25 protein-coding genes are annotated in these 21,682 nt (G+C 64.9%); 16 read left to right on the top strand and 9 right to left on the bottom strand.

The genetic code is table 11. The features are described 5' to 3' along the window. Positions 1–26 precede the first annotated feature (26 nt). The 11 genes from ACETPF_RS06080 (at position 27) to rnhB (ending at position 9,614) form a co-directional block, all read left to right on the top strand. Positions 27–2,147 (top strand): calcium-binding protein, encoded by a 2,121-nt coding sequence (locus tag ACETPF_RS06080; protein WP_373933439.1) that lies wholly within the window; start codon positions 27–29, stop codon positions 2,145–2,147. A 116-nt stretch (positions 2,148–2,263) separates the two neighbouring features. Beyond that, positions 2,264–2,800, top strand: a complete 537-nt coding sequence (locus ACETPF_RS06075; RefSeq protein WP_373933438.1) for a DUF3617 domain-containing protein — start codon at positions 2,264–2,266, stop codon at positions 2,798–2,800. Further along, the gene (locus ACETPF_RS06070) at positions 2,801–3,079 is read left to right on the top strand and encodes an HNH endonuclease (protein ID WP_373933436.1); all 279 of its coding nucleotides are present in this window, start codon (positions 2,801–2,803) and stop codon (positions 3,077–3,079) included. An 80-nt stretch (positions 3,080–3,159) separates the two neighbouring features. Then, entirely contained in the window at positions 3,160–3,660 is a 501-nt protein-coding gene (locus ACETPF_RS06065) for a DUF3617 domain-containing protein (RefSeq protein WP_373933435.1), read from the top strand. Between the two features lie 77 nt (positions 3,661–3,737). Beyond that, positions 3,738–3,980 (top strand): hypothetical protein, encoded by a 243-nt coding sequence (locus ACETPF_RS06060; RefSeq protein WP_373933434.1) that lies wholly within the window; start codon positions 3,738–3,740, stop codon positions 3,978–3,980. Between the two features lie 51 nt (positions 3,981–4,031). Continuing rightward, complete coding sequence (locus tag ACETPF_RS06055) at positions 4,032–5,087, top strand: DUF3667 domain-containing protein (RefSeq protein ID WP_373933433.1); 1,056 nt, start codon at positions 4,032–4,034, stop codon at positions 5,085–5,087. Between the two features lie 100 nt (positions 5,088–5,187). Then, positions 5,188–6,549, top strand: a complete 1,362-nt coding sequence (locus tag ACETPF_RS06050) for a methyl-accepting chemotaxis protein (RefSeq protein WP_373933527.1) — start codon at positions 5,188–5,190, stop codon at positions 6,547–6,549. Between the two features lie 59 nt (positions 6,550–6,608). Then, positions 6,609–7,949: a phosphoglucosamine mutase gene (gene glmM / locus ACETPF_RS06045; RefSeq protein ID WP_373933431.1), complete on the top strand. Its 1,341-nt coding sequence runs from the start codon at positions 6,609–6,611 to the stop codon at positions 7,947–7,949. Positions 7,950–8,042: 93 nt separating this feature from the next. Beyond that, a complete protein-coding gene (locus tag ACETPF_RS06040; protein ID WP_373933430.1) occupies positions 8,043–8,267 on the top strand; it encodes a DUF1272 domain-containing protein in 225 nt (74 codons plus the stop codon). Continuing rightward, positions 8,264–9,022 carry a bifunctional hydroxymethylpyrimidine kinase/phosphomethylpyrimidine kinase gene (thiD, locus tag ACETPF_RS06035; RefSeq protein WP_373933429.1) on the top strand — a complete coding sequence of 253 codons (759 nt, stop codon included), beginning with the start codon at positions 8,264–8,266 and terminating at the stop codon, positions 9,020–9,022. The genes ACETPF_RS06040 and thiD overlap by 4 nt, the downstream gene beginning before the upstream one ends. Next, entirely contained in the window at positions 9,015–9,614 is a 600-nt protein-coding gene (gene rnhB / locus ACETPF_RS06030) for a ribonuclease HII (RefSeq protein WP_373933428.1), read from the top strand. Before thiD ends, rnhB begins: the two co-directional genes overlap by 8 nt. Here the strand turns inward: rnhB and ACETPF_RS06025 are convergent. Both ACETPF_RS06025 and ACETPF_RS06020 read right to left on the bottom strand, forming a co-directional pair. After that, positions 9,611–10,777: a mechanosensitive ion channel family protein gene (locus ACETPF_RS06025; RefSeq protein ID WP_373933427.1), complete on the bottom strand. Its 1,167-nt coding sequence runs from the start codon at positions 10,775–10,777 to the stop codon at positions 9,611–9,613. The genes rnhB and ACETPF_RS06025 overlap by 4 nt on opposite strands. Positions 10,778–10,796: 19 nt before the next feature. Beyond that, positions 10,797–11,804, bottom strand: a complete 1,008-nt coding sequence (locus ACETPF_RS06020; protein WP_373933426.1) for a DNA topoisomerase IB — start codon at positions 11,802–11,804, stop codon at positions 10,797–10,799. A 105-nt stretch (positions 11,805–11,909) separates the two neighbouring features. On the opposite strand from ACETPF_RS06020, the gene ACETPF_RS06015 reads away from it, so the two are divergent. Continuing rightward, positions 11,910–12,464 (top strand): type 1 glutamine amidotransferase domain-containing protein, encoded by a 555-nt coding sequence (locus ACETPF_RS06015; protein ID WP_373933425.1) that lies wholly within the window; start codon positions 11,910–11,912, stop codon positions 12,462–12,464. On the opposite strand, the gene ACETPF_RS06010 is transcribed toward ACETPF_RS06015, so the two are convergent. Genes ACETPF_RS06010 through ACETPF_RS06000 form a run of 3 tightly spaced genes read right to left on the bottom strand, consistent with a single transcriptional unit; the run spans position 12,424 to position 14,619 of the window. Further along, complete coding sequence (locus ACETPF_RS06010) at positions 12,424–13,140, bottom strand: hypothetical protein (protein WP_373933424.1); 717 nt, start codon at positions 13,138–13,140, stop codon at positions 12,424–12,426. The genes ACETPF_RS06015 and ACETPF_RS06010 overlap by 41 nt on opposite strands. Then, a complete protein-coding gene (locus ACETPF_RS06005; protein WP_373933423.1) occupies positions 13,137–14,504 on the bottom strand; it encodes a putative O-glycosylation ligase, exosortase A system-associated in 1,368 nt (455 codons plus the stop codon). Before ACETPF_RS06005 ends, ACETPF_RS06010 begins: the two co-directional genes overlap by 4 nt. Then, the gene (locus ACETPF_RS06000) at positions 14,497–14,619 is read right to left on the bottom strand and encodes a hypothetical protein (RefSeq protein WP_373933421.1); all 123 of its coding nucleotides are present in this window, start codon (positions 14,617–14,619) and stop codon (positions 14,497–14,499) included. The genes ACETPF_RS06005 and ACETPF_RS06000 overlap by 8 nt, the downstream gene beginning before the upstream one ends. A 69-nt stretch (positions 14,620–14,688) precedes the next feature. Here ACETPF_RS06000 and ACETPF_RS05995 point away from each other — a divergent pair, with 69 nt between their 5' ends. After that, complete coding sequence (locus ACETPF_RS05995) at positions 14,689–15,915, top strand: TIGR04063 family PEP-CTERM/XrtA system glycosyltransferase (protein ID WP_373933420.1); 1,227 nt, start codon at positions 14,689–14,691, stop codon at positions 15,913–15,915. A 20-nt stretch (positions 15,916–15,935) separates the two neighbouring features. Continuing rightward, positions 15,936–16,874: a hypothetical protein gene (locus ACETPF_RS05990; RefSeq protein ID WP_373933418.1), complete on the top strand. Its 939-nt coding sequence runs from the start codon at positions 15,936–15,938 to the stop codon at positions 16,872–16,874. A 4-nt stretch (positions 16,875–16,878) separates the two neighbouring features. Here ACETPF_RS05990 and ACETPF_RS05985 read toward each other — a convergent pair whose 3' ends face one another. Together ACETPF_RS05985 and ACETPF_RS05980 are read right to left on the bottom strand one after the other, a co-directional pair. Then, positions 16,879–17,250, bottom strand: coding sequence for a hypothetical protein (locus ACETPF_RS05985; protein WP_373933417.1), 372 nt, complete (start codon positions 17,248–17,250; stop codon positions 16,879–16,881). After that, positions 17,247–17,429: a hypothetical protein gene (locus ACETPF_RS05980; RefSeq protein WP_373933416.1), complete on the bottom strand. Its 183-nt coding sequence runs from the start codon at positions 17,427–17,429 to the stop codon at positions 17,247–17,249. Before ACETPF_RS05980 ends, ACETPF_RS05985 begins: the two co-directional genes overlap by 4 nt. Before the next feature lie 115 nt (positions 17,430–17,544). On the opposite strand from ACETPF_RS05980, the gene ACETPF_RS05975 reads away from it, so the two are divergent. Then, positions 17,545–18,210, top strand: coding sequence for a LexA family transcriptional regulator (locus ACETPF_RS05975; RefSeq protein ID WP_373933415.1), 666 nt, complete (start codon positions 17,545–17,547; stop codon positions 18,208–18,210). 46 nt (positions 18,211–18,256) lie between these two features. Beyond that, positions 18,257–19,177 (top strand): XdhC family protein, encoded by a 921-nt coding sequence (locus ACETPF_RS05970; protein WP_373933414.1) that lies wholly within the window; start codon positions 18,257–18,259, stop codon positions 19,175–19,177. Between the two features lie 174 nt (positions 19,178–19,351). On the opposite strand, the gene ACETPF_RS05965 is transcribed toward ACETPF_RS05970, so the two are convergent. Continuing rightward, positions 19,352–19,537 carry a YbdD/YjiX family protein gene (locus ACETPF_RS05965; RefSeq protein ID WP_373933413.1) on the bottom strand — a complete coding sequence of 62 codons (186 nt, stop codon included), beginning with the start codon at positions 19,535–19,537 and terminating at the stop codon, positions 19,352–19,354. Then, on the bottom strand, positions 19,534–21,582 hold the full coding sequence (locus ACETPF_RS05960) for a carbon starvation CstA family protein (RefSeq protein WP_373933411.1): 2,049 nt from the start codon (positions 21,580–21,582) through the stop codon (positions 19,534–19,536). Before ACETPF_RS05960 ends, ACETPF_RS05965 begins: the two co-directional genes overlap by 4 nt. Positions 21,583–21,682: the final 100 nt, after the last annotated feature.

The following is a 21,682-nucleotide window of genomic DNA, read 5'->3' as shown; positions in this document are numbered from 1 at the left end:
ATCAACAGCATGGAGACGCAAGGGATATGGCAATAATCAAGGGCACCAGCGCATCGCAGACCATCAACGGCACCGCGGGCACCGACACGATATTGGGTTTGGGCGGAAACGACATATTGTTCGGGCTCGACGGAAACGACGCTCTGGTCGGGGGCGAGGGCGATGACCAGCTGACGGGCGGCGCAGGCAGCGATCGGTTCGTGATCGACGACCGAGGTTTTGGCATCGACACCATCACTGATTTTGCAACGGGCGACCGGCTGGACCTGCGCGCGCTCAATATAAGCGACCTCAGCCAGTTGACGCCATTCATGACCCAGGTCGGCGCTGACGTACATATCAGCTTTCTGTGGTCCGGACGAACCGAACGCATCATCCTGTCGAATACCCAGGTGGCGAGCATCACCGCATCGAAACTGGTGCTCAACGGCGATACCGATCCGCTTTCCGTGCTGGGCACCGGCAGTGCCGACACGCTGTTCGGCGGCAAGGGCAATGACATGTTGTCCGGCGGCAGCGGCGATGACACATTGGTTGGCGGTGCGGGAATTGATACGCTGATCGGTGGCGAAGGCGATGACCGGCTGTTCGGCGGCGCGAACAGTGACCGCTTCCTGTTTTCTTCGCGCGAGTTCGGCATCGACACGATCGCCGATTTCACGAGCGGCGACCGGATTGACATGCGCGGCCTGGGCATGGCCGATATGTCCCAGCTCTCCCCCTTCATGACGCAGGCGGACTCGAATGTCGAAATCCGTTTCAATTGGGGCGGCCGGTCGGAAGCCATCATTCTTGAAAATGTGCAACTGGCAAGCCTGAGCGCCGCAAGCTTCATCTTCGACAAATCGTTGGAACCCATTCGCGCGGCTGGAACCGGCAGTGCGGATACGCTGTTCGGCGGCGCGGCCGACGATGTACTGACGGGCGACAGCGGCGACGACGCGCTGAGCGGCGGCGCAGGCAATGACGTGCTTGTGGGCGGATCGGGCGACGACATGCTGATCGGCGGGGAGGGTAGCGATCGCTTCCTGTTCTCCGAACGGGGCTTTGGTCTGGATCGGATCGTGGATTTCGCCAGCGGCGACCGCATCGACCTGCGCCCCCTCAACATCGGCGCGATGAGCCAGCTCAGTCCGTTCATGCAGCAGGTGGGAGCCGACGTTCAGATCGACTTCCAATGGTCCGGACGGGCCGAACGCATCACCATTGCCGGGGTGCAACTGGCGGATTTGACCGCCGCCGATTTCCTGTTCAACACCGATCGTGTCGGCAGCATCGTGGACGGAACCGGGAGTGGCGATACGTTATTCGGCGGCCTCGGCCCGGACCAGCTTTTCGGTTATTCGGGTGACGACACGCTGTCGGGCGGCAGCGGAAACGACCTGCTGGTCGGCGGAGAGGGCGATGATTTTCTCGTCGGCGGAGCGGGGAGTGACCGCTTTCTGTACAGCGGGAGGGGCTTTGGCACCGACACGATCGCCGATTTCGGGTCCGGCGACCGGATCGACCTGCGCGCGCTCAATATTTCCGACCTGGCGCAACTCGCGCCGTTCATGACCCAGGCAGGGTCGGATGTGCGCATCGCATTCCAATGGTCAGGGCGTACCGAAGCGATCATCGTCAAGAACGCGCTGGTCGCCGACCTGACGGCCAGCAAATTCCTGTTCAACAGCGCAGCCGATCCGTTGCTGGTGGAGGGAACGGGAAGTGCCGACACGTTGTTCGGCGGGCGCGGCAATGACCATATTTACGGTCATTCGGGGAGCGACAGCCTGAGCGGCGGAGCCGGCAATGACGTGTTGATCGGCGGAACGGGGGCCGACTTACTGCGCGGCGGGGCAGGTGCGGACCGATTCCTGTTCCGCACCGGCGACAGTGGCGGGTCGCAGGTCGACAGAATCCTCGATTTTTCCGCCAGTGACGGGGACAAGATCGATCTCCGCAGAATCGACCCGTCCGAAGAAGCCGGCGATCAGGCTCTGTCGTTCGTCACTGGTGCGTTCACCGACGTGGGCCAGGTACGGATCGCGCAGATTGGGTCGGCTTTCCAGGTTCAGGTCAATCTCGACGCCAATTTCGCGACATCCGAGCTGGTGGTGAACGTCACCAGCGCAGGCCCTCTCATGGTGACCGACCTGCTGCTTTGACGAATGCTGGCGGGCAGGCATTTTGCCTGCCTGCCAAACATCCGTGATTGCTCGCGCCTTGGCGCCTGTTATGCTGAAAACGTGAAACGCGGAAGGGAAAGACGATGCGCCACGGGATGCTTCTGCTGACTGTCCTTTCAGCGGGCCTCGCCGCCTGTTCCGACAATCCCGGCGATAAAGCGCGCGACATCGCCGCTACTGACGCGATGAGCGAGGCGGAGGTGAAGGCTGAGGTCGACAAGGTGCAGCTGAAGCCCGGCCAATGGGAGGGGCGGTTTACCGTCCAAGATATCGACATGCCCGAAGCGCCTGAAGCGGCGAAGGATCAGATGAAGAGCATGATGAGCCAGGCATCGCTGCGCTACTGCGTCACGCCCGAGGAAGCCGCCAACCCCAGCGGCGGCATGTTCGCGGGGCAGGAAGACAAGAACTGTACCTATGCGGGGTTCGAGGCGAAGGGCGGGACGGTCAAGGGGCAGGTGTCGTGCAAGGCGGAAGGCGGCACGATGAACGCCGTGATGACGGGCCGTTATGCGCCCGAAAGCTATGCCATCGGCATGGAGATGAAGATGGCGGGGGGCCCCCATGCGATGGCGATGACCGCCCGATCGGAAGGGAAATGGGTTGGGCCTGAATGTAGTGCTGGCCAGTGAATGGCTGAACTGCCGGCTCCCTGCTGGCTGTGCGAACGGCAGTTGGGGCGCAGGGTGGAATGGCATCATCCGGTGCCCAAGAGTCGGGGCGGACGGATCGTCGTGCCGGTCCATCCGATCTGCCATCGCACCATCCACGCGACGCTGACCAACGCCGAACTGGCGCGTGGCTATGCCGAACCGGGAACGCTGCGGGGGCATCCCGCCATTGCGCGCTTCCTGGCCTGGATCGCGGGCAAGCCGCCTGATTTCCATGCGCCCACGCGTCGGCGCGTCTGATCTGGCCGTATTTCCGCTTGCGCTTTGGCTGCGTCGGGTAGAGCCTCCTGCCGTTCCGTCAAGAGAACAGGGGAGAGGATATGCGACTAAGGATAGAGGTCGGGCTGGCGCTGGGCGCGGTATGGATTCTTGCGGGATGCAGCGAGCCGGCGCCGCAGCAGCAGCAGGAGGAAGCGCCGATCGTGTTGAAGGGCGGCGAGTGGCAAATCACCCGCAAGACCACCGGCTATAATACGCCCACGGTGACGCCAGCCCAGTATCAACAAGCTCTGAAGGAAATCGGCGAAGACAAGGTCTGCATTGCCGTCGATAAGGACGGCGTGCCCGATCCCGACGCTCTTGCAGGCAAGGAAGGCACGGATTGCAGCTACAAGGACAAGCTGTTGCGGAAAGGACGCCTTATCGCGACGCTGACTTGCAAGGCAGGGGCGGGCACGTCCGAGATCACGGTGGAAGGCAATTATACCGTCGACACGCTGACGCTCGGTACCACCATGACCAAGACGGAAGGCGGCCAGCCGGTGCTGCGGACGACCCATGACGTGACCGGCAGGCGAACCGGCGACTGCGCAGCGGGCTGACTTCCGGCACAAAAATCCCAGGGAACTCCGGTGAGGGTTGGCGCTTTGTCCGCCATTCCCCGACCGGAGCCTTCCCCATGTCCTTCACCCAGCTTGATCCGCCCCTTCCCGTTCATATCGAAGGGAAGGGGAGCGGCTATGCCTTCGCCGTCATCGATTATGGGCAGGAGCACAACCTGATCTGGGTGACGGGCCTGTCCGATTCTGGCGAAATCTGGTGCGCGCCCAATCCGCTCGTGCGGCTACAGACCAACTGGACCATGGGCCGCGACCTACGCCGACCCGGCGGCGGCAGCGTAACCGCGATCAAGCCGAGTTGACGCGCAGGAGCGTGTCTGGCGCCTGCCATACGGCTTTGATACAATCAAGGCATGACAGGGGGAATCGAGGCAGCGGGTGACGCGGTCACCGGGGCGATGCTGGCGCGGGTGGTGGAGCCGGCGCATGGCGAAGCGCAGGCGGCGGGGCATGGTGCCTGCCTCAATTGCGGGGCGCATGTGGACGGCCATTATTGCGCCCAGTGCGGGCAGGCCGCGCATCTGCACCGCAGCTTCGGGGCGATCGGGCATGACCTGGCGCATGGCGTGTTGCATTTCGAGGGCAAGATTTGGACGACGCTGCCCGAACTGGCGTTGCGCCCAGGCAAGCTGACGCGGCGCTATATTCAGGGCGAGCGGGCGAAGTTCGTCTCGCCCTTCGCCCTGTTCCTGTTTTCAGCCTTCCTCATGTACGCGATCTTTTCGCTCACCAGCCATCACGGCGGGGAGAAGCCGAAGGGCGCGGTGATGGATAAGGGCGCGGTGGCCGAACTGCGCCAGGAAGAGGCGAAGATCGATGCGCGCATCCGCAAGATCGAAGCGGATCTGGCCGCGCCGGGACTGACCGATGCGCGCCGCGCCCGTCTGACCGAACGCCTGGAGGATGCGCAGGAGGACCGCCAAGGCATCGCCTTGGCAAGCAACATCAGTCAGTCGCTGGAAGGGGAAGGATTGAACGGCGGGGTCGCCAAGACCGTGGGCCGGGTGATGAACGCCGCCGCGGAAAACCCGGACTTCGCTTATTACAAGCTCAAGGCGAACGCCTATAAATTCTCCTGGGCGTTGATCCTGATTTCCCTGCCCTTCGTCTGGCTGCTTTTCCCGTTTAGCCGCCGCTTCAAGATGTACGACCATGCGATCTACGTCACTTACTCGATCGCGTTCATGTCGCTGCTCTTCTCCCTGTCGATGCTGCTGACGGCGATGCATGTCACGAGCGGGCTCGTGACATTCGCGCTGCTGTTGTTTGCCGCCTGGCACATGTACCGCCAATTCAAGGATGCCTATAGCCTGTCACGTGGCGGCACGCTGGTGCGGTTGCCTTTGCTCTACGGCTTTGCCTGTGTATCGCTGTCGCTGTTCTTCACATTGCTGGTGCTGATAGGATGATGCAGGATCGGGCGCAGCGCTAACTTTTCCTTTACCACGGCCGATTAGGCATTCTGTCGTGGGAAAAGAAGCGCAATCCGATACCGTCGCACGGGCCGTGATGAAGGTCGCCAGATTGTCGGGCGACCTTGGCATTCGCACGCTCGATCTTCAGGCCGACATCAGTGAGCTGGCCGATCGGGTGACGCAGCAGGCGCGCACGATCGAGGCGATCAGCGGCGCGGCGGCGCAACTGTCGCGCGATGGCGACAGCGTGTCCTATGCGGGGCAGGATGCGCGTGAAAAGGCGATCGCCGCGCGCGCCATCATCGATGATTCAGGGCGGCAGCTGTCCGCTGCCAACAGCAATTTCGTCAACCTGATCGAACAGGTGAACCGCGTGCATGCGCGGCTTGACGGGTTCGGCGAAGCGCTCAAGACCGTCGCCCATGTGACCAGCGTGATCAGCGGTATCGCCAGCCAGACCAACTTGCTGGCGCTCAACGCCACGATCGAGGCGGCGCGCGCCGGCGACGCCGGCCGGGGCTTTGCCGTCGTCGCGTCGGAAGTCAAGAAGCTGGCGCAGGAAACCGCCGCCGCCACGCACACGATCGAACAGTCGATCGGGGCGCTGACCGGCGAGGCGGGCGGGATGCTGGACAGCATCACCCATGGTGTCCAGACCGCGCGTACGGCGCTTAGCGACACCAAGAATATCGAAGCGTTGGTCGAACGGCTCAGCACATTGATGCACGGCCTGTCGAGCAACAGCGAGGCGGTGGCCGCGCGGATCGGATCGATGGTGGATTCGGCGGGCGAGATCCGTACCGGCCTCGCCGCGCTGGCCAGCACGTCGAGCGACAATGCCGATGGCCTGCAACGGCTGTCGGGCCGCGTGTCGGGCACCAGCGAGGAAGCCAATGCGCTGCTTCAGCATCTGGCCGAGAGCGGTGTCGAAATCCCAGACTCGCCCTATATCCGCTTCTGCCTGGAGAGTGCGGAAGCGGTCGCCGCTGCGGTCGAGCAGGCGATTGACCTGGGCAACGTGCGCGAAGCGGACATCTTCACCGATCATTACACGCCGATTGCCGGCACCAATCCGCCGCTATTCACCCATCCGGTGCAAGCCGCGATGCTGCCCGCCGCTCGCGAGCGGCAGGAAATGGCGCGCGGCTATGCCGGCCTGTTTGGCATGACCTTCACCGATCGCAATGCCTTCGGCGCGATCGCCATGCCCGAGCGCGCTCAGCAGCAGCGGCCGGGCGACCACAATTGGAACCTCGAATATTCGCGTCAGGGCGTGATATTCGATTTTCCCGACACGCGGGAGCAGGCGAAGGTCACCCAGCCCTTCTGCATAAAGGCCTATCGCCGGCTGACCGCCGATGGCGAGGTGATCCTGCTTAAGCAGGTTATCGCCTCCATCCATATCAAGGACCGGCACTGGGGCATCCTCCAAATGGCCTATCGCGATCAGGGCTGAGCCGACGCTCCGGAGGTAATGGGTTGCAGCGGCAACCCTGCTCGGTGCATGGAAGCGCCATGAGCAGGCAATTTTTCGGCACCGACGGCATTCGCGGGCGGACCAACCAGTGGCCGATGACCGCCGAGCTGGCGATGAAGGTCGGCATGGCGGCCGGCACGCATTTTCAGCGCGGCAGCCACCGGCATCGTGTCGTCATCGGCAAGGATACGCGCCTGTCGGGCTATATGGTCGAAAATGCGCTGGTCGCCGGCTTCACCGCTGTCGGCATGGACGTGGTGCAGTTCGGCCCCATCCCGACGCCCGCCGTCGCGCTGCTCGCTCATTCCATGCGCGCCGACCTGGGCGTCATGATTTCCGCCAGTCACAATCCCTATTTCGACAATGGCATCAAGCTGTTCGGGCCGGACGGATATAAGCTGTCGGACGAGGACGAGCTGAAGATCGAGGCGCTGCTGGGGCAGGATATTCCGCTCGCCGCGTCCAAGGATATCGGCCGCGCCCGCCGGGTCGAGGATGCGCGCGGCCGCTATATCCATGCGGTCAAGTCGAGCTTCCCGGCCGAGCTGCGGCTCGACGGCCTCAAGATCGTGATCGACTGCGCCAATGGTGCCGCCTATCAGGTCGCGCCCTCGGCGCTATGGGAATTGGGCGCTACGGTGGTGGCGGTCGGCGTCAACCCCAACGGCACCAACGTCAATGACGGCTGCGGATCGACCGCGCCCTTGCTGTGTCAGGAAACGGTGGTGTCGTCGGGCGCGGACATCGGAATCGCGCTGGATGGGGACGCCGACCGGCTGATCGTGGTGGACGAAAAGGGGCAGATCGTGGACGGAGACCAGATCATGGCGCTGATCGCCAGCAATTTTGCGGAGGCGGGGACGCTGCGCGGCGGTGGGCTGGTGGCGACGGTCATGTCCAATTTAGGGCTGGAGCGCTATCTGGCGGGGCTTGGGATCGGACTGGAACGCACAAAGGTCGGCGACCGTTATGTGCTGGAGCGGATGCGCGAGGGCGGCTTCAACGTCGGTGGTGAACAGTCGGGGCATATGATCTTGAGCGATTACGGCACGACCGGCGACGGCACGGTGGCCGCGTTGCAGGTGCTGGCTGCGCTGGTCCGGGCAGGCAAGCCTGCAAGCGAGGTGCTGCACCAGTTCGATCCGGTGCCGCAATTGCTCAAGAATGTCCGCTTCGCCGGCGGCAAACCGCTGGAGCATGATGAGGTCAAGCGCGTGATCGCGCAGGCGGAAGCGGAACTGAATGGCGCGGGGCGGCTGGTCATCCGCCCGTCTGGCACCGAGCCGGTGATCCGGGTGATGGCCGAAGGCGACAGGGCGGAGCAGGTGCGCGATGTGGTCGAACGCATCTGCGCGGCGGTCGAGAAGGTGGCGGCGTGAGTGTTCTCGCCCACACCTCCGTTCGGTTCGAGCTTGTCGAGAACGAGGCGCGGGGTTCTCGACAGGCTCGAACTGAACGGAGAATATCGCGCCATGCTTGAGATGCGTCCCGATTGCGAGCGGTGCGGCGCGGACCTGCCGGCGGATGCGCCGGGCGCGTTCATCTGTTCGTTCGAGTGCACATTCTGTGCGCCCTGCGCGGAAGGCTTGGACGATCGTTGCCCCAATTGCGGCGGTGAACTGATGGACCGGCCGACGCGGGTAGGCAAAGCGCTGGCAGGGAGTCCGGCGTCCACGGAGCGCAAATTCAAGGGATGACTGCGCGCATCCTCATCATCGCCGGTTCGGACAGCGGCGGCGGCGCGGGCATCCAGGCGGACATCAAGACGGTGACGCTGCTGGGCGGCCACGCCATGACCGCGATCACCGCGATCACGGCGCAGAATACGCTGGGGGTTCAGGCGGTGCATCCGGTGCCGACCGAGATGGTGCTGGCGCAGATCGACAGCGTGGTCGGCGACATCGGCGTGGATGCGGTGAAGATCGGCATGATCGGCAGCGCGGAGACGGCGAACGCGGTGGCGGATCGGCTGGCGATGCTGGAGGGTGTGCCGATCGTCTTTGATCCGGTGATGGTCGCGACCAGCGGGTCGATGCTGGCGGACGCAGAGACGATCGTTGCGTTCGAACGGCTGATGCGGGTCGCGACGCTTGTGACCCCGAACATTCCGGAGCTTGAAGCGCTGGGGGGCGATGAGATAGCGGCCCGATTCGACACGCACATCCTTGCGAAGGGCGGGCATGGCGGCGGGACTACGCTGATCGACCGTTTGATCGGGCCCTTCGGCCCGGTGGCTGATTGGGAAGATGATCGTATCGAGACCATGCACACGCACGGCACAGGCTGCACCCTAGCCAGCGCTATTGCATTAGGTCTTGGCGAAGGTCTGGGCCTTCTCCTTTCGATCGAGCGGGCACGCGCTTTTGTCCGTGAGGCGCTGATGCTTGCGCCGGGTTTTGGCGGTGGCCACGGGCCAATGGGCATCCCCACGCTATGGCTGGCAGATGCCTGATTTCGGCTATGAGCTGCGCCATCATCCAGGCCTCGTCGCCGGTGTGGATGAAGCCGGGCGGGGACCACTGGCCGGGCCGGTGGTTGCGGCCGCCGTCATCCTGCGCGTCGAGGATTGCCCGGATGGTCTCAACGACAGCAAGCAGCTGAGCGCGAAGACCCGGGCGACTTTGGAAACGGAAATCAAGGCGCGCGCCTTATGCTGGGGCATCGGCATTGCCGGCGTCGAGGAGATCGACACGATCAACATCCTGTGGGCGACGATGCTGGCGATGACCCGCGCGGTCGAGGCGCTCTCGCACGACTGCGCGCATATCCTGGTGGACGGCAACCGCTGTCCGCAATGGCGCTGGGCGTCGACGGCGGTGGTGGAGGGCGACGCCAAATGCCTGTCGATCGCGGCCGCGTCGATCCTCGCAAAGGAAGAGCGCGACCGGATGATGGTCGCGGCGGCGGCCGACCATCCGCATTATGGCTGGGAGACGAACAAGGGCTACGGCAGCGCGCGACACTTGGCGGCGCTGCGCGAACATGGCCCGACGCCGCTCCACCGTCGCAGCTTTGCGCCGGTGGCGCAGCTCTGCCTGCTTTAGGGAGCCGCGCCCACTGACCGCACCGGCTGCACTTCGGCATAGGGCATGATCGCGCGGCCATCGGGCGCGGCGGTGAAGCTGGTCTGGGTGGGATAGGCGAACTCGATACCTTCCGCGTTAAAGCGCTTCCAGATTGCGAGGCCGATGCGGTGGCGCATGACGAAATAGTCGTGATGGTCAGGGTCAGGCACGTCGAAATTGAGCTGATAGTCGAGGCTGCTGGCACCGAACTGGACGATGCCGGCATTGACGAAGATCATGCCTTGGGCTTCCACGATCTCCTTGAGAATATGGGGTAGCGCCTCCGCTTTCTCGTCTGGCGTCTGGTAGATGATGCCGATCGCATAGGTGACGCGGCGCTGGGCGAGTGTCTGGAGGCTGGTGATCTCCTTTTGCAGCAGATTCGCGTTGGAGATGACCTTCTTCTCGCCGCTCATGGCGCGCAGGCGCGTGCTCTTGAGGCCAATCCGCTCGACGCGGGCGGTGGTCTGGTCGAACTGGATGATCTCGCCCCGGCGGAACGGCTTGTCGAAGATGATCGAGAGGGCGGCGAACAGGTCAGAGAAGATGCCCTGCGCGGCGAGGCCGATCGCAATGCCGCCGATGCCCAGGCCCGCGACGAGGCCGGTGACATTGACGCCGAGATTGTCGAGCACGACGATGGCGGCAACCGCGAACAGCGCGAAGCTGACGAGGACGCGAATGAGGCCCATGGCGTTGGCGAGCGTTTCGCCGCCACCATCCTCGGCCAGCGTCTTGCGCTCGATGAGGCCGAGGATGATCTCCCGCGCCCAGATCGCCGCCTGCACCACGGTCGCGATGGTAAAGAGGAAGGCGACGGTGCGGTGGAGAGAGGCGGGCGCGTCGGCATAGCCAACGACCAGGCGGGCGGCGACCAGCACCATGAAATAATGGGTGGTGCGTGCGGCCGCACGGCTCAGCACATTGCCATAGCCGAGCGGATCGCCGCGCGTGCCGCGATTTCGCTTGCCGAACTCGCGCAGCGCCGCGAGCGCGAGATAGATGACGACGCCCGCGCCGATGCCGATCGCGATCGACGCGTAATGGACCTGCACCCATTCGATCGTGCTGTGCCACATTTCGACGAAATTGGGTGCCTTCACCTGAATGGCGGGAAGGGCGGAGTCTTTCTTGTCAGCCATGCGGCCCTAATGGCCCAGATCAGGCCGCCGCCGCAAGCGGCGCGCAGTCGGCGATGCTGTCGAGGAATGCGATCAGCCCGCGCTCGCCGCGCGAAAGATAGCGAGTTCGGCGCGGCAGGCGCAGGTTGGTGCGCCATTCGTCCTGCCCCTCGCGGCAGAGCGCGATGAGGGCTGGATGGACATAGCTTTTGCGGCTGATCGCCGGCGTGTTGCCCAGCGCCTGCGCCACCGGCTCCAGCAACTGCTTCAGCGAGACATGGCATTCCGCCAGCGTCTCGAAGGCGATCGTGGACGCCCCCCAGGTGCGGAAATGCTTGGCGGTGAAGGGGCCGCCCATGGCTTCGGCAATATAGGCGTTGACGTCGCCCGAGCTGATCGGGCGGGGATCGCCATCCTCGTCCAGATATTGGAACAGATGCTGGCCAGGCAGATCCTGCACCTGCCGCACGAAACGCAGCAGGCGCGCGTCGGTGATGGTCTGCTGCTGCTCTTTACCCGATTTGGCGCGAAATCGAAGGGTGAGCGATTTGCCCGAAAGATCGATATGGCGGCGGCGCAGCGTGGTAGCGCCGAAGCTCTTGTTGACGGTGGCATAATGTTCATTGCCGACGCGCAGCTTGGCAAGGTCGAGCAGGCGGACCACGGCGGCGATAGTGCGGTCCTTGCGCAGCCCGCGCTTGGAAAGGTCGCTTTCGAGGCGCGCGCGGAGTTTCGGCAAGGCGCGGCCGAATTCAGGGCAGCCGGCATATTTCTCTGCCTCCCGCGCGGCGCGGAAGTCGGTGTGGTAGCGATATTGCTTGCGCCCCCGGTCGTCGTAACCGACCGCCTGGATATGGCCCCAGGGCGAAGGGCAGAACCAGCAGTCGCGATAGGCGGGGGGCAGGGCGATGCGGTTCAGCCGGTCGATCTCGTCGCGGTCGGTGATGCGACTGCCGTCCGGATGATAATAAGCCCAGCCGCGCTTCAGGGCGCGTCGCGTGATGCCGGGGATGCTGTGGTCTGCGTGGGTGACGGCGTCTGCGGGCATGTCTGTCCTTCTCATGCCGCAAAACCCGTCGTTCATCGCTTCGTTCCGCAACCCTTAGGGGCACCGTCCGTTGACCGGCATCCCGCTTAACCCAGGAGAATTGCCATGCCGTCCGTCCAAGAAAGCCGCATCCTGATCGTCGCCACCGACGGGTTCGAGCAGTCCGAACTGTTTGACCCGCGCGATGCGCTGATCGAGGCTGGAGCGACGGTGACGCTCGCGTCGCCCAAGACCGATCCGATTCAGGGCATGAAGCATGACGAGAAGGGCGACACGATCACGCCCGATATCACGATCGATCAGGTCAATATCGAGGATTATGACGGCTTGTTGCTGCCCGGCGGGGTAGCCAACCCCGACACGCTGCGGACCGACCAAAAGGCGGTCGAGATCGTCCGCAACTTCACACTGTCAGGCAAACCGGTGGCGGCGATCTGCCACGGGCCGTGGCTGCTGGTCGAAGCCGATGTCGTGGACGGTCGCACCGTCACTTCCTGGCCTTCGGTCCGCACCGACCTTGCCAATGCGGGCGCGAGCGTGGTCGATCAGGAGGTTGTGGTGGACGGCAACCTCATCACCAGCCGCAAGCCCGATGATATTCCCGCCTTTATCGATGCGTTCAAGACAGCCGTGGCGGTTGTAGCCAGAGCGGACGCCTGACGCTCGGCCGCGCGCCGTCGACCCGCTGCCATGGCACTGGGCGGCGGCGCAGTACTGAGAGATGGGCGAGCGCCAGTGTGGCGCAGACAAGGCCGGTCGGGAGAGCGAAGGGCAGACTGGCGGGCAGGACGACGGGCATTGCCGCCGCGGCCGTAGTTCCGCCCAGCGCGAAGGCAAGTGCGCGTGGGTCGCCATCGGGCCCCCGCATCCAGGACAGACAGGCGGCGATACCGGTCATGAAGGCAAGGACATATGCCATGGCCTCGCTCGCCGCCGCCCCGGCGAGGCCGATCAGCACCATGAGGATGACTGCGACCAGCGGCCGGCTCAGTCGACCCAGCAGATGGGCACAGATGGGATAGACGAGCAGTTCGCTGAGCAGCGCTGCGCCACCGATTGCGACCGCGCGGGTGGGCTGGCCCGCGACTAATATTGCGACCGCCGCCGCGCCCCAGGGAACGAGGCGGCGCGGGGCCATGCGGATGTGGCTGATCCAGGCCGCCGGGCCGCCGCGCAAATCCCAGCGGCGATCGGCGAGGCGCAACCGAAAGCCGCCCAGCAGGAAGAGCGCGCTCACACCATAAGTCAGCAGGCCGGGCGCGACGATGGGACTTGCAAGCAGCAGTCCCAGCAGCAATCCATGGGCGAGGCCCAGCGCCCGCAAATCGCCGTTCATGCTGGCGCCTGCTGCCTGCGGGCGGCGAGCGCCAGGTTGAGGCCGCGCTGCGCCTCAGCCTTTTTCAGCCGCGACAGATAGGTGTCGAGCCCGATCTGGAGCGCGAGCATCATAAATATGAAGGGCTGGTAGGCGATGCCCACGAACAGCGATCCGATCATGTAAACTATGTGCCCTTGTTGCAGGGCGAGGGCGAAGGGCGCGACCCAGGCGTCATCCGGGCCCTCGCGCCTGCGGTAGGCGCGGCGGATCGCCTCGGTGCGGACGAAGCAGATGAGGTGGATCAGCGCCCAGATAGCGAAGCCGAAATAGCCCTGTTCGCCCAGCATCTCGAAATAGGCGCTGTGATAGGCTCGGCCCTTGTCGGTGACGAGCCGGCGCTCGATTCGCTTGGCGTCGCCCTCGCCCACCGTGCTGGTGGCGAAATAGGTGAAGCTATTCTGGAGATAATTGTCGAAGCCACCGCCGCCCGGATGCTGCTTCACATAGTCGAGCGTCCACATCCATACCGCGACTCGGGTGGCGGCACTTTCGTCGCCCTGGTGATTCTCGATCGTCTGCATCCGCTGCGTGAAGCTGGCGGGCAGGAAGGGGATGGAGGCGAGCGCAGCGAAGGCGAGCAGCGGGCCGTAGACAAACTTTCGCTTGGAGCGCAGCAGCATGAGGCCGGCGAGGATCACGAGGCAGACGAGGCCAGTCCGCGCTTCTGTGCCGATCGGCATCAACATGCAGGCGAGGCAGAGGCAGTAGCAGAAGAGCTTCACGCGCCAGTCGGGCGGAAAGATGGTGCCGTGATTCGTGAACCAAAGGATGAGCGGGATCAGCGAAATGGCGACGCAGCTGATGATGCTGCCTTCATAAAGACCGCTATTATTCTCGACCATCAGGTTCAGCACGCCGTAGCCGCCGCCCGACAACGCCGTTTTCATGCCGCCATTGATGATGATGGTGCTGGCGCACAGGATCATGAAGAGGGTCAGCGCCTCGATCCGCAAGCGCGTCCGCAGCACCAGCGGCAGGAAGATGCCGGCGATGATCGCCTTCCACACCCAGTTCCATTTGGTCAGCGCCTCGACCGGGAAGTCGGCGGTAAGGGTGGTGTAGCCGCAATAGCCGACCAGCACGAGCATCAGGAGCTGGCGCACCGAGAAACGGCAATCCCGCTTGTCGTCCACCAGCAGCCAGGATCCGACCATCGCGGCGAAGGCCATGGCCGAAATCGGGATGGAATTGAGGAGGACGTAAGACAGACGCTGGGGCGAAACGATGTCGATATAGCAATAGAGGGCGACCAGAAGGAACGGCCGGCGCAGGCCCATGAGGCCGAACACGCCGAGGAAGGCGAGGAAGAAGAGGTCACGCATCGTCGCCAAGCTCCGTGCGCGGGGGATCACGGTCCAGATCGGTACGCGGCAGCAGCCGCCAGGCCGCGAGCAGGATCACGCCATGGCTGATCAGGAGGGACAATGCGTCGATCATCTTCGCTCCCGTCCCTAGCGCGACAGAGTTGACGGGCCGTTAAACCTTTTCCGGCACATAAGGCGGGCTATGACACGGATCCTCCATGTGCTGGACCACAGCCTGCCGCTCCACAGCGGCTATACTTTTCGCACCCGCGCGATCCTGCGCGCACAGATCGCCAAGGGATGGGAGGTGCGCGGCATCACCGGGCGCCGCCATGTCGCAGACGGGCCGGCCGACGAAATGGTCGATGGGCTGCGCTTCCATCGCACGCCCGGCGAGGCGTCGGGCGGCAATCCCCTGATTCGCGAATGGCGCGACATTTCCGCCCACGCCGACGCAATCGAAGCGCTGGTGCAGCAATGGCGCCCCGATGTGATCCATGCCCATTCGCCGGTGCTCAATGCGCTGGCGGCGCAGAAGGTCGCGAAGCGGCACGGCCTGCCGATGATGTACGAGATCCGCGCTTTCTGGGAGGACGCAGCGGTCGGCAACGGAGCGGGGACCGAGGGCAGCCCGCGCTACTGGTTGACGCGGCAGCTCGAAACCCATGCGGTGCGCAATGTCGATGCCGTCGCGGTAATCTGCGAGGGGCTGCGCGGCGACCTGATCGCGCGCGGGATCGATCCGGCCAAGATCATCGTGTCGCCCAATGGCGTCGATCTGGAGCAGTTCGGCGATCCGGCGCCGCGCGACCTGGCGTTGACGGAGAAGCTAGGGCTGGCGGGAGCCGATGTCGTGGGGTTCATCGGCAGCTTTTACGATTACGAGGGGTTGGATGATTTGATCGCGGCCATGCCCAAGCTGGTGCGGGCGCGACCCAAGGCGAAGCTGCTGCTGGTCGGGGGCGGGCCAATGGAGCAGGCGCTCCGCGCGCAGGCGATGGCATCGCCCTTCGCTGACCATATCGTCTTTGTCGGCCGCGTGCCGCACGATCAGGTCGAACATTATTATGCCCAGGTCGACATATTGGCTTATCCGCGCAAGGCGATGCGGCTGACGGAACTGGTGACCCCGCTGAAGCCGCTGGAGGCGATGGCGCAGGGCCGGCTGGTCGCGGCGTCGGATGTCGGCGGTCATCGCGAACTGATCGAGGATGGCGTGACCGGCACGCTGTTCGCCCCGGACGATCCGGCGGCGATCGCGGCGGCGCTGGCCGGGGTGTTCGCGAACCGCGACGGATGGGAGGCGCGGCGCGCGGTCGCGCGGACCTTCGTGGAACGCGAGCGTAACTGGTCGTCAAACATTTTGCGTTACGAGCCTGTTTATCAGCGGCTGCTGGGCCGGCCTACGGCCGACCGGGCGGCCGCTTGAATGGGAGGAAGCAAGCGCTGATGCCGAATGCGGCGCGCAACGGGGCGGTGATGACAGGGCTGGCGGCGCTGGCCGTGGCGCTCATCATCCTGTGGGCGCCGGTGGGCCTGGTCGAGATGGTTGTGGCTTCAAGCGGGCTGAGCGAAGCGGTGCCCGCGGCCGCGCCGCCGCTGGGCCTCAAGGCGCGGCTGATGCTGGCGGGCTTTGCCGCGCTGATGGCGGCGGGTGTGGTGAGCACGACTCGCCGGCCCGGCGGGCGGGACGAGCCGCAGACGATAGAAGAGGGACGCCAGGATCGCGTCCAGGGAGCAAAGAAAATGGGTTTCGCATTCTCCAAACTGACCGCGCTGGCGCGCGGACGGGCTACCACCGCCGAAGCCGACGCGCCGGTGCTGCGCCGCGCCGACGCCCATCCCGACGCGCCGCCCCGCCCGCCCATCTTTGCCAGCCGTGATTTCGACGGGCTGGAGATTTTCGGCCGCCCCGAAGGGAGCCGTCGGCCGCTGGTCGCCATTCCCGAACCGCAGCCCGAATCGGTGCTGCCCTCTCCGCCTGCCCCAGCGCCCTTCGCGATGCCGAGCGCGCCCGCGCCGCTGACCGAAGCCGAACTGCCGCAGCCGGCTTTTGCTCGTGCGCCGGTCGCCGTGCCGCAATTCGCCCAACCGCCGCGATTTGAAGCGCCGGTCACGGCCCCTGAGGTCGAACCAGAGCCCGCACCTGCGCCGCTGCCGCTGCGTTCGCCGACCCAGAATTTGTCGGTTTCTGAACTGACCGAGCGACTGGAGCGCGGGCTTGCCCAGCGCAGCCGCGTGACCGTCCCGCCGGTCGCCGCGGGCGGCGTGATCGCCGACATGCCCGCCGCCCAGCCCGTGCCCGTGCGCGCAGCCGTGGCGCAGGACACGGACGAGGCGTTGCGCGCCGCTCTGGGCGCGTTGCGGTCCATGGCCGGGCGGCGCTGATCGCTCACCAGTCCTGAATCGTAAGCACCGACAACTCGACCCAGATACTCTCGTTGTCGGCGTCGCCATCGTCGATGCTGACATCTGCCACGAAATGGCTGCCGAGCCGCCATTCCTTCGCGTCGATGTCGGTCAGGAAAACGTCGCAGCGGGCAAGATAGTCCGCGCCGCTGAAGCGTAGGCGGATGATATGCCGCCGCCCTTCGAACAGGGCGCTGGCCCAGGGGCGGCTGGTCGCCCGTTCGATCACCGTGGGTTCGCCTGCACGCGCCAGCATCTGATCGAGCAGGCGCGGCAGCGGATCACCCCGCCGATTTCCTATCGATTGATTTCGGATGAGGTTTCTAGTGCCGAATTCGTGATGGGCGCTTGTCATTGGCCGACGCTCCTGCGATAGATGTTCATGAAATGTTCTATGCGTCTTTTCACCCGGTCGCCCGGCTGACGGCCCCTGCGCAGGTCATGGACCAGGCGCGGGTCGCGCGCGCAATCCCGCCCGAAACGGGTGGGCGACATCCTGAATTCCCGCAAAAATCGTTCGATGGCGATCAACATCTACGCCTCGCTCCCCTGAATGGCCGACTCGCCCGATGCGAATCGATAGGCATATTCCTATCTCAGCGCCTATTTCCTACTTGTCTAGGAAAATTCCTACCATTATGGATGTGCTATGGATGAATCGCATCACGCCCGCGTTACGCTGGATCGGCTGATCGCCGAACGGGGCGAGAATTATGCCGATCTGTCGAGGCTGATCGGGCGCAATTCCGCCTATATCCAACAATTCATCAAGCGAGGGACGCCACGCAAGCTCGATGAGACCGACCGGCGCGTGCTCGCACGCTATTTCGGGGTGCCCGAAGCGATGCTGGGCGGCGCGGCCGAAGAGGCCGCGCCGCCGCGCGTGCGAGGGACGCCGGCGGTGGTCGCTATTCCCCGGCTGGCGCTGGGCGCTTCGGCGGGCGTCGGGTCGCTGGACGAGGATGAGCGGGCGGCCGGCGTGATGGCGTTCGACGCGCGCTGGCTGCGCCATCTTGGGGTGCGGCCGCAGCGTGTGTCGATCATCCGCGTGGATGGCGAATCGATGGCACCGACCCTCAGCGACGGCGACGATATCATGGTCGATCATGACGATGCGGCCGAAAGGCTGCGCGATGGCGTCTATGTGCTGCGGCTCGACGGGGTGCTGATGGTCAAGAGGATCGCGCTGGGGCCGCTGCGCGGGCGGTTCAGTGTGCTGAGCGACAATGTCCATTACCCCGACTGGACCGACATCGACCCTGCGCTGGTCGATATTGTCGGGCGAGTGGTGTGGACCGGGCGGCGCTTGCACTGATCCGCGTTCGTCCCCATTCAGGGGTGATGCAGGCAAGGAGCGTGGCTTGAACGATAATGGCGCGGTGATCGCCAAGGCGATCGAATGGCGGGGCGCGCCGATGGCGCTGGCGACGGTGGTGTCGACCTGGGGATCCGCCCCGCGCCCCCGCGGCAGTCATATGATCGTGCATCGGGACGGCCGGTTCGAGGGCAGCATTTCGGGCGGCTGCGTCGAGACGGACGTTTTGCAGCGCGCCGCCGAGGTGATCGCGGGGCGGCCCGCGCATGTGCAGACCTATGGCGTGGCGGATGGCGACGCCTGGGAAGTCGGGCTGCCGTGCGGCGGCGAGATCGCGGTGCTGGTGCAGCCGGTCGGCGAGGGCGGCTTTCCGCCCCATTTGTTCGACCGGATCATGGCGGAAAGCGCGAAGGGGCGGGCGCTGACGCTGGCGACCGACCTGACGAACGGGGTGACTCGCGAGGAGCCCGCGGCGGGCGATTTCCTCAACCGCTACGATCCGCCGCGACGGTTGCTGATCGTGGGTGCGGTGCAGATCGCGCAGAGCCTGGTGCCGCTCGCCCAGGCGATCGGCGTGACGCCGGTGGTGATCGACCCGCGCGGCCGGTTTCTGACGGACGAGCGCTTCCCCGGCGTCGAGCTCGACGACCGCTGGCCCGACGAGGCGGTGGCGGCGCGGTTGCCGGGCGAAGCGACGGCGGTCGTGACGCTGAGCCACGACATCAAGATCGACGATCCCGCCCTAGTCGCGGCGCTGCGCGCGCCGACCGGCTATGTCGCGGCGCTGGGATCGCGCAAGAGCCACGCGGCGCGGCTGGAGCGGCTTGCAGAGATGGGCTTTGCGGCCGAAGATCTGATGCGGATCGATGGGCCTGCGGGGCTGGACATCGGCGCGGTGGGCGCAGCGGAGATCGCGCTGTCGATCACGGCAGGGATGGTGGCGGGCTTCAACGCGCGTCGGGGATAAGGTTGGCCCTCCGCCTTAGTCTAAAAGGGAAGGCGAAGGGCGCATCCGCCAGGCTGTCGGGCACCAGGGACGGGAGGCTGGTAACAATTTGCCCGGGAACGGCAATACCAAAAACAGGCCTATTTCCAATTTTTCAAACGTAAAACTAATGCTCTTTGTAATAAAATTGCAAGTTCAGCAGCATCGCCCACCATTTTTCCCGCCATATCGGGCCTGTTGACGGTCGCGGAAAAACTGGACGCGGTCCATTACCAGCCGATCGGGATGGCGATCGGCCATGTGGCGCAGATAGGCGTCATAGTCGGGAAGGCCGACCATCAGGCGCGCCATGCGGCGCAGCGTGTCCAAGGAAATCGTCATTCGGCTGGAACCATTTCGGCCGGAATTTCTCGCGCCATCGGCTGCGCCGAGCGGCGGGCGGCAACGCAGGTCCGTACCGTGAAAAAGAGGAGCGAGAGCACCACCGCCAGGAATAGCGTCACCAGCGCAGCGTCGATCCGGTCGTTGAACAGGATGCGCTGCATGTCCGCGGCCGATTTGGCGGGAGCGAGGATTTGGCCGGCCTCCGCAGCTTCGCTGAAGCGGTTTGCATGGGCGAGGAAGCCGACCTTGGGATCGGCCGAGAAGAGCTTGAGCCAGCCCGCCGACAGGGTGCAGACGAGCAGCCACCCCGCCGGCACCATCGTCACCCAGGCGTAGCTATCCCGTTTCATGCGGAAGAGGACGGCGGTGCCGAGCATCAGCGCGATCGCGGCGAGCATCTGGTTCGATATGCCGAACACCGGCCAGAGCGTGTTCACCCCGCCCAGCGGATCGGTGACGCCTTGGTAAAGGAAGAAGCCCCAGGCGGCGACGCAGAGCGCCGTCGCGACAAAGCCCGGCCATTGACGGGAACCGTCCTTGAATGCGGGCACCGCCAGCCCGATCAGATCCTGCAACATGAAGCGGCCGGCACGGGTGCCCGCGTCGACAGCGGTCAGGATGAAGAGCGCCTCGAACAATATCGCGAAATGATACCAGAAGGCCTTCATCGCCGGGCCGCCGACGACATGGCTGAAGATTTCCGCCATTGCCACCGCCAAAGTCGGCGCGCCGCCCGCGCGGGAAATGATCGTGTGTTCGCCAACGTCCTTTGCAGTCTGGGCGATGAGATCGGGCGAGATGGGAAAGCCCATCGCGGTGACGGCGGCGGAGGCGCTGGCGGCGTCGGTGCCGATCAGCGCCGCGGGGCTGTTCATCGTGAAATAGATGCCGGGGTCGAGGATCGACGCGCCGACCAGCGCCATGATCGCCACGAACGCCTCCATCAGCATCGCGCCATAGCCGATCAGCGGTGCATGGGCCTCGCTGGCGATCAGCTTGGGCGTGGTGCCGCTGGAAATGAGCGCGTGGAAGCCGGACACCGCCCCGCAAGCGATGGTGATGAACAGGAAAGGGAAAAGGCCGCCGGCCCAGACCGGGCCGTTGCCGCCGACGAACTGGGTGAGGGCAGGCATCTGCAGGGGCGGGGCCATGATCACGATGCCGATGGCGAGCGCGGCGATCGCCCCGATCTTGAGGAAGGTCGAGAGATAGTCGCGCGGCGCGAGCAGCAGCCAGACCGGGAGCACCGAAGCGACCGCGCCATAAACGATCAATATCCAGCAAAGCTCCACCGGGGTGAAGGTGAAGGCCGGCCCCCAGAACGGCGAGGCCGCGATCGCCTGACCATAGACGATTGCAGCGAGGAGGCCGACAAGGCCGAGCAGCGACACTTCGCCGATCCGCCCTGGCCTGATCCAGCGGGTGTAGGCGCCCATCAGCATCGCGAGTGGCACGGTGGCGGCGACGGTGAACATGCCCCAGGGGCTTTCGGCGAGCGCCTTCACCACGATCAGCGCCAGCACCGCCAAGATGATGACCATGATCATGAAGGCGCCGAAGAGCGCGATGGTGCCGGCCGCCTGGCCCATTTCCATGCGGATGAGTTCGCCTAGCGACTTGCCGTCGCGCCGCATGGAAATGAAGAGGACCATGAAGTCCTGCACTGCGCCCGCAAGCACGACGCCGACTATGATCCAGAGCGTGCCGGGCAGATAGCCCATCTGCGCCGCGAGCACCGGCCCCACAAGCGGCCCCGCTCCCGCGATCGCTGCGAAATGGTGGCCGAACAGGACGGTTCGGTCGGTCGCCACATAGTCAAGCCCGTCGGCACGGCGGATCGCGGGCGTGGGCCGCATGGAATCGAGCCGCATTACGTGGCGGGCAATGAACAGAGCGTAGTATCGATAGGCGACGAGGAAGCAGCACACCGCCGCTACCACGATCCAGAGGGCGTTGACCGCCTCGCCGCGCGACACCGCCACCACCCAGAGCGCGATCGCGCCGACTATCGCCGTTAGTAGCCATGGCAGGTGTCGCGTCATGTCGCCTCGCCGAAATCGGGAACGGGTTTGGGAGAACGCCACCCTTAAGCCGCTCGGCTCGAAAGACAACCGCTTGCGCCGCCGAAACGGAACGCAAGCC

Source organism: Sphingobium agrisoli, from assembly GCF_041877245.1.
GTDB lineage: Bacteria > Pseudomonadota > Alphaproteobacteria > Sphingomonadales > Sphingomonadaceae > Sphingobium.
This window is presented reverse-complemented; position numbering and strand designations above follow the sequence as displayed.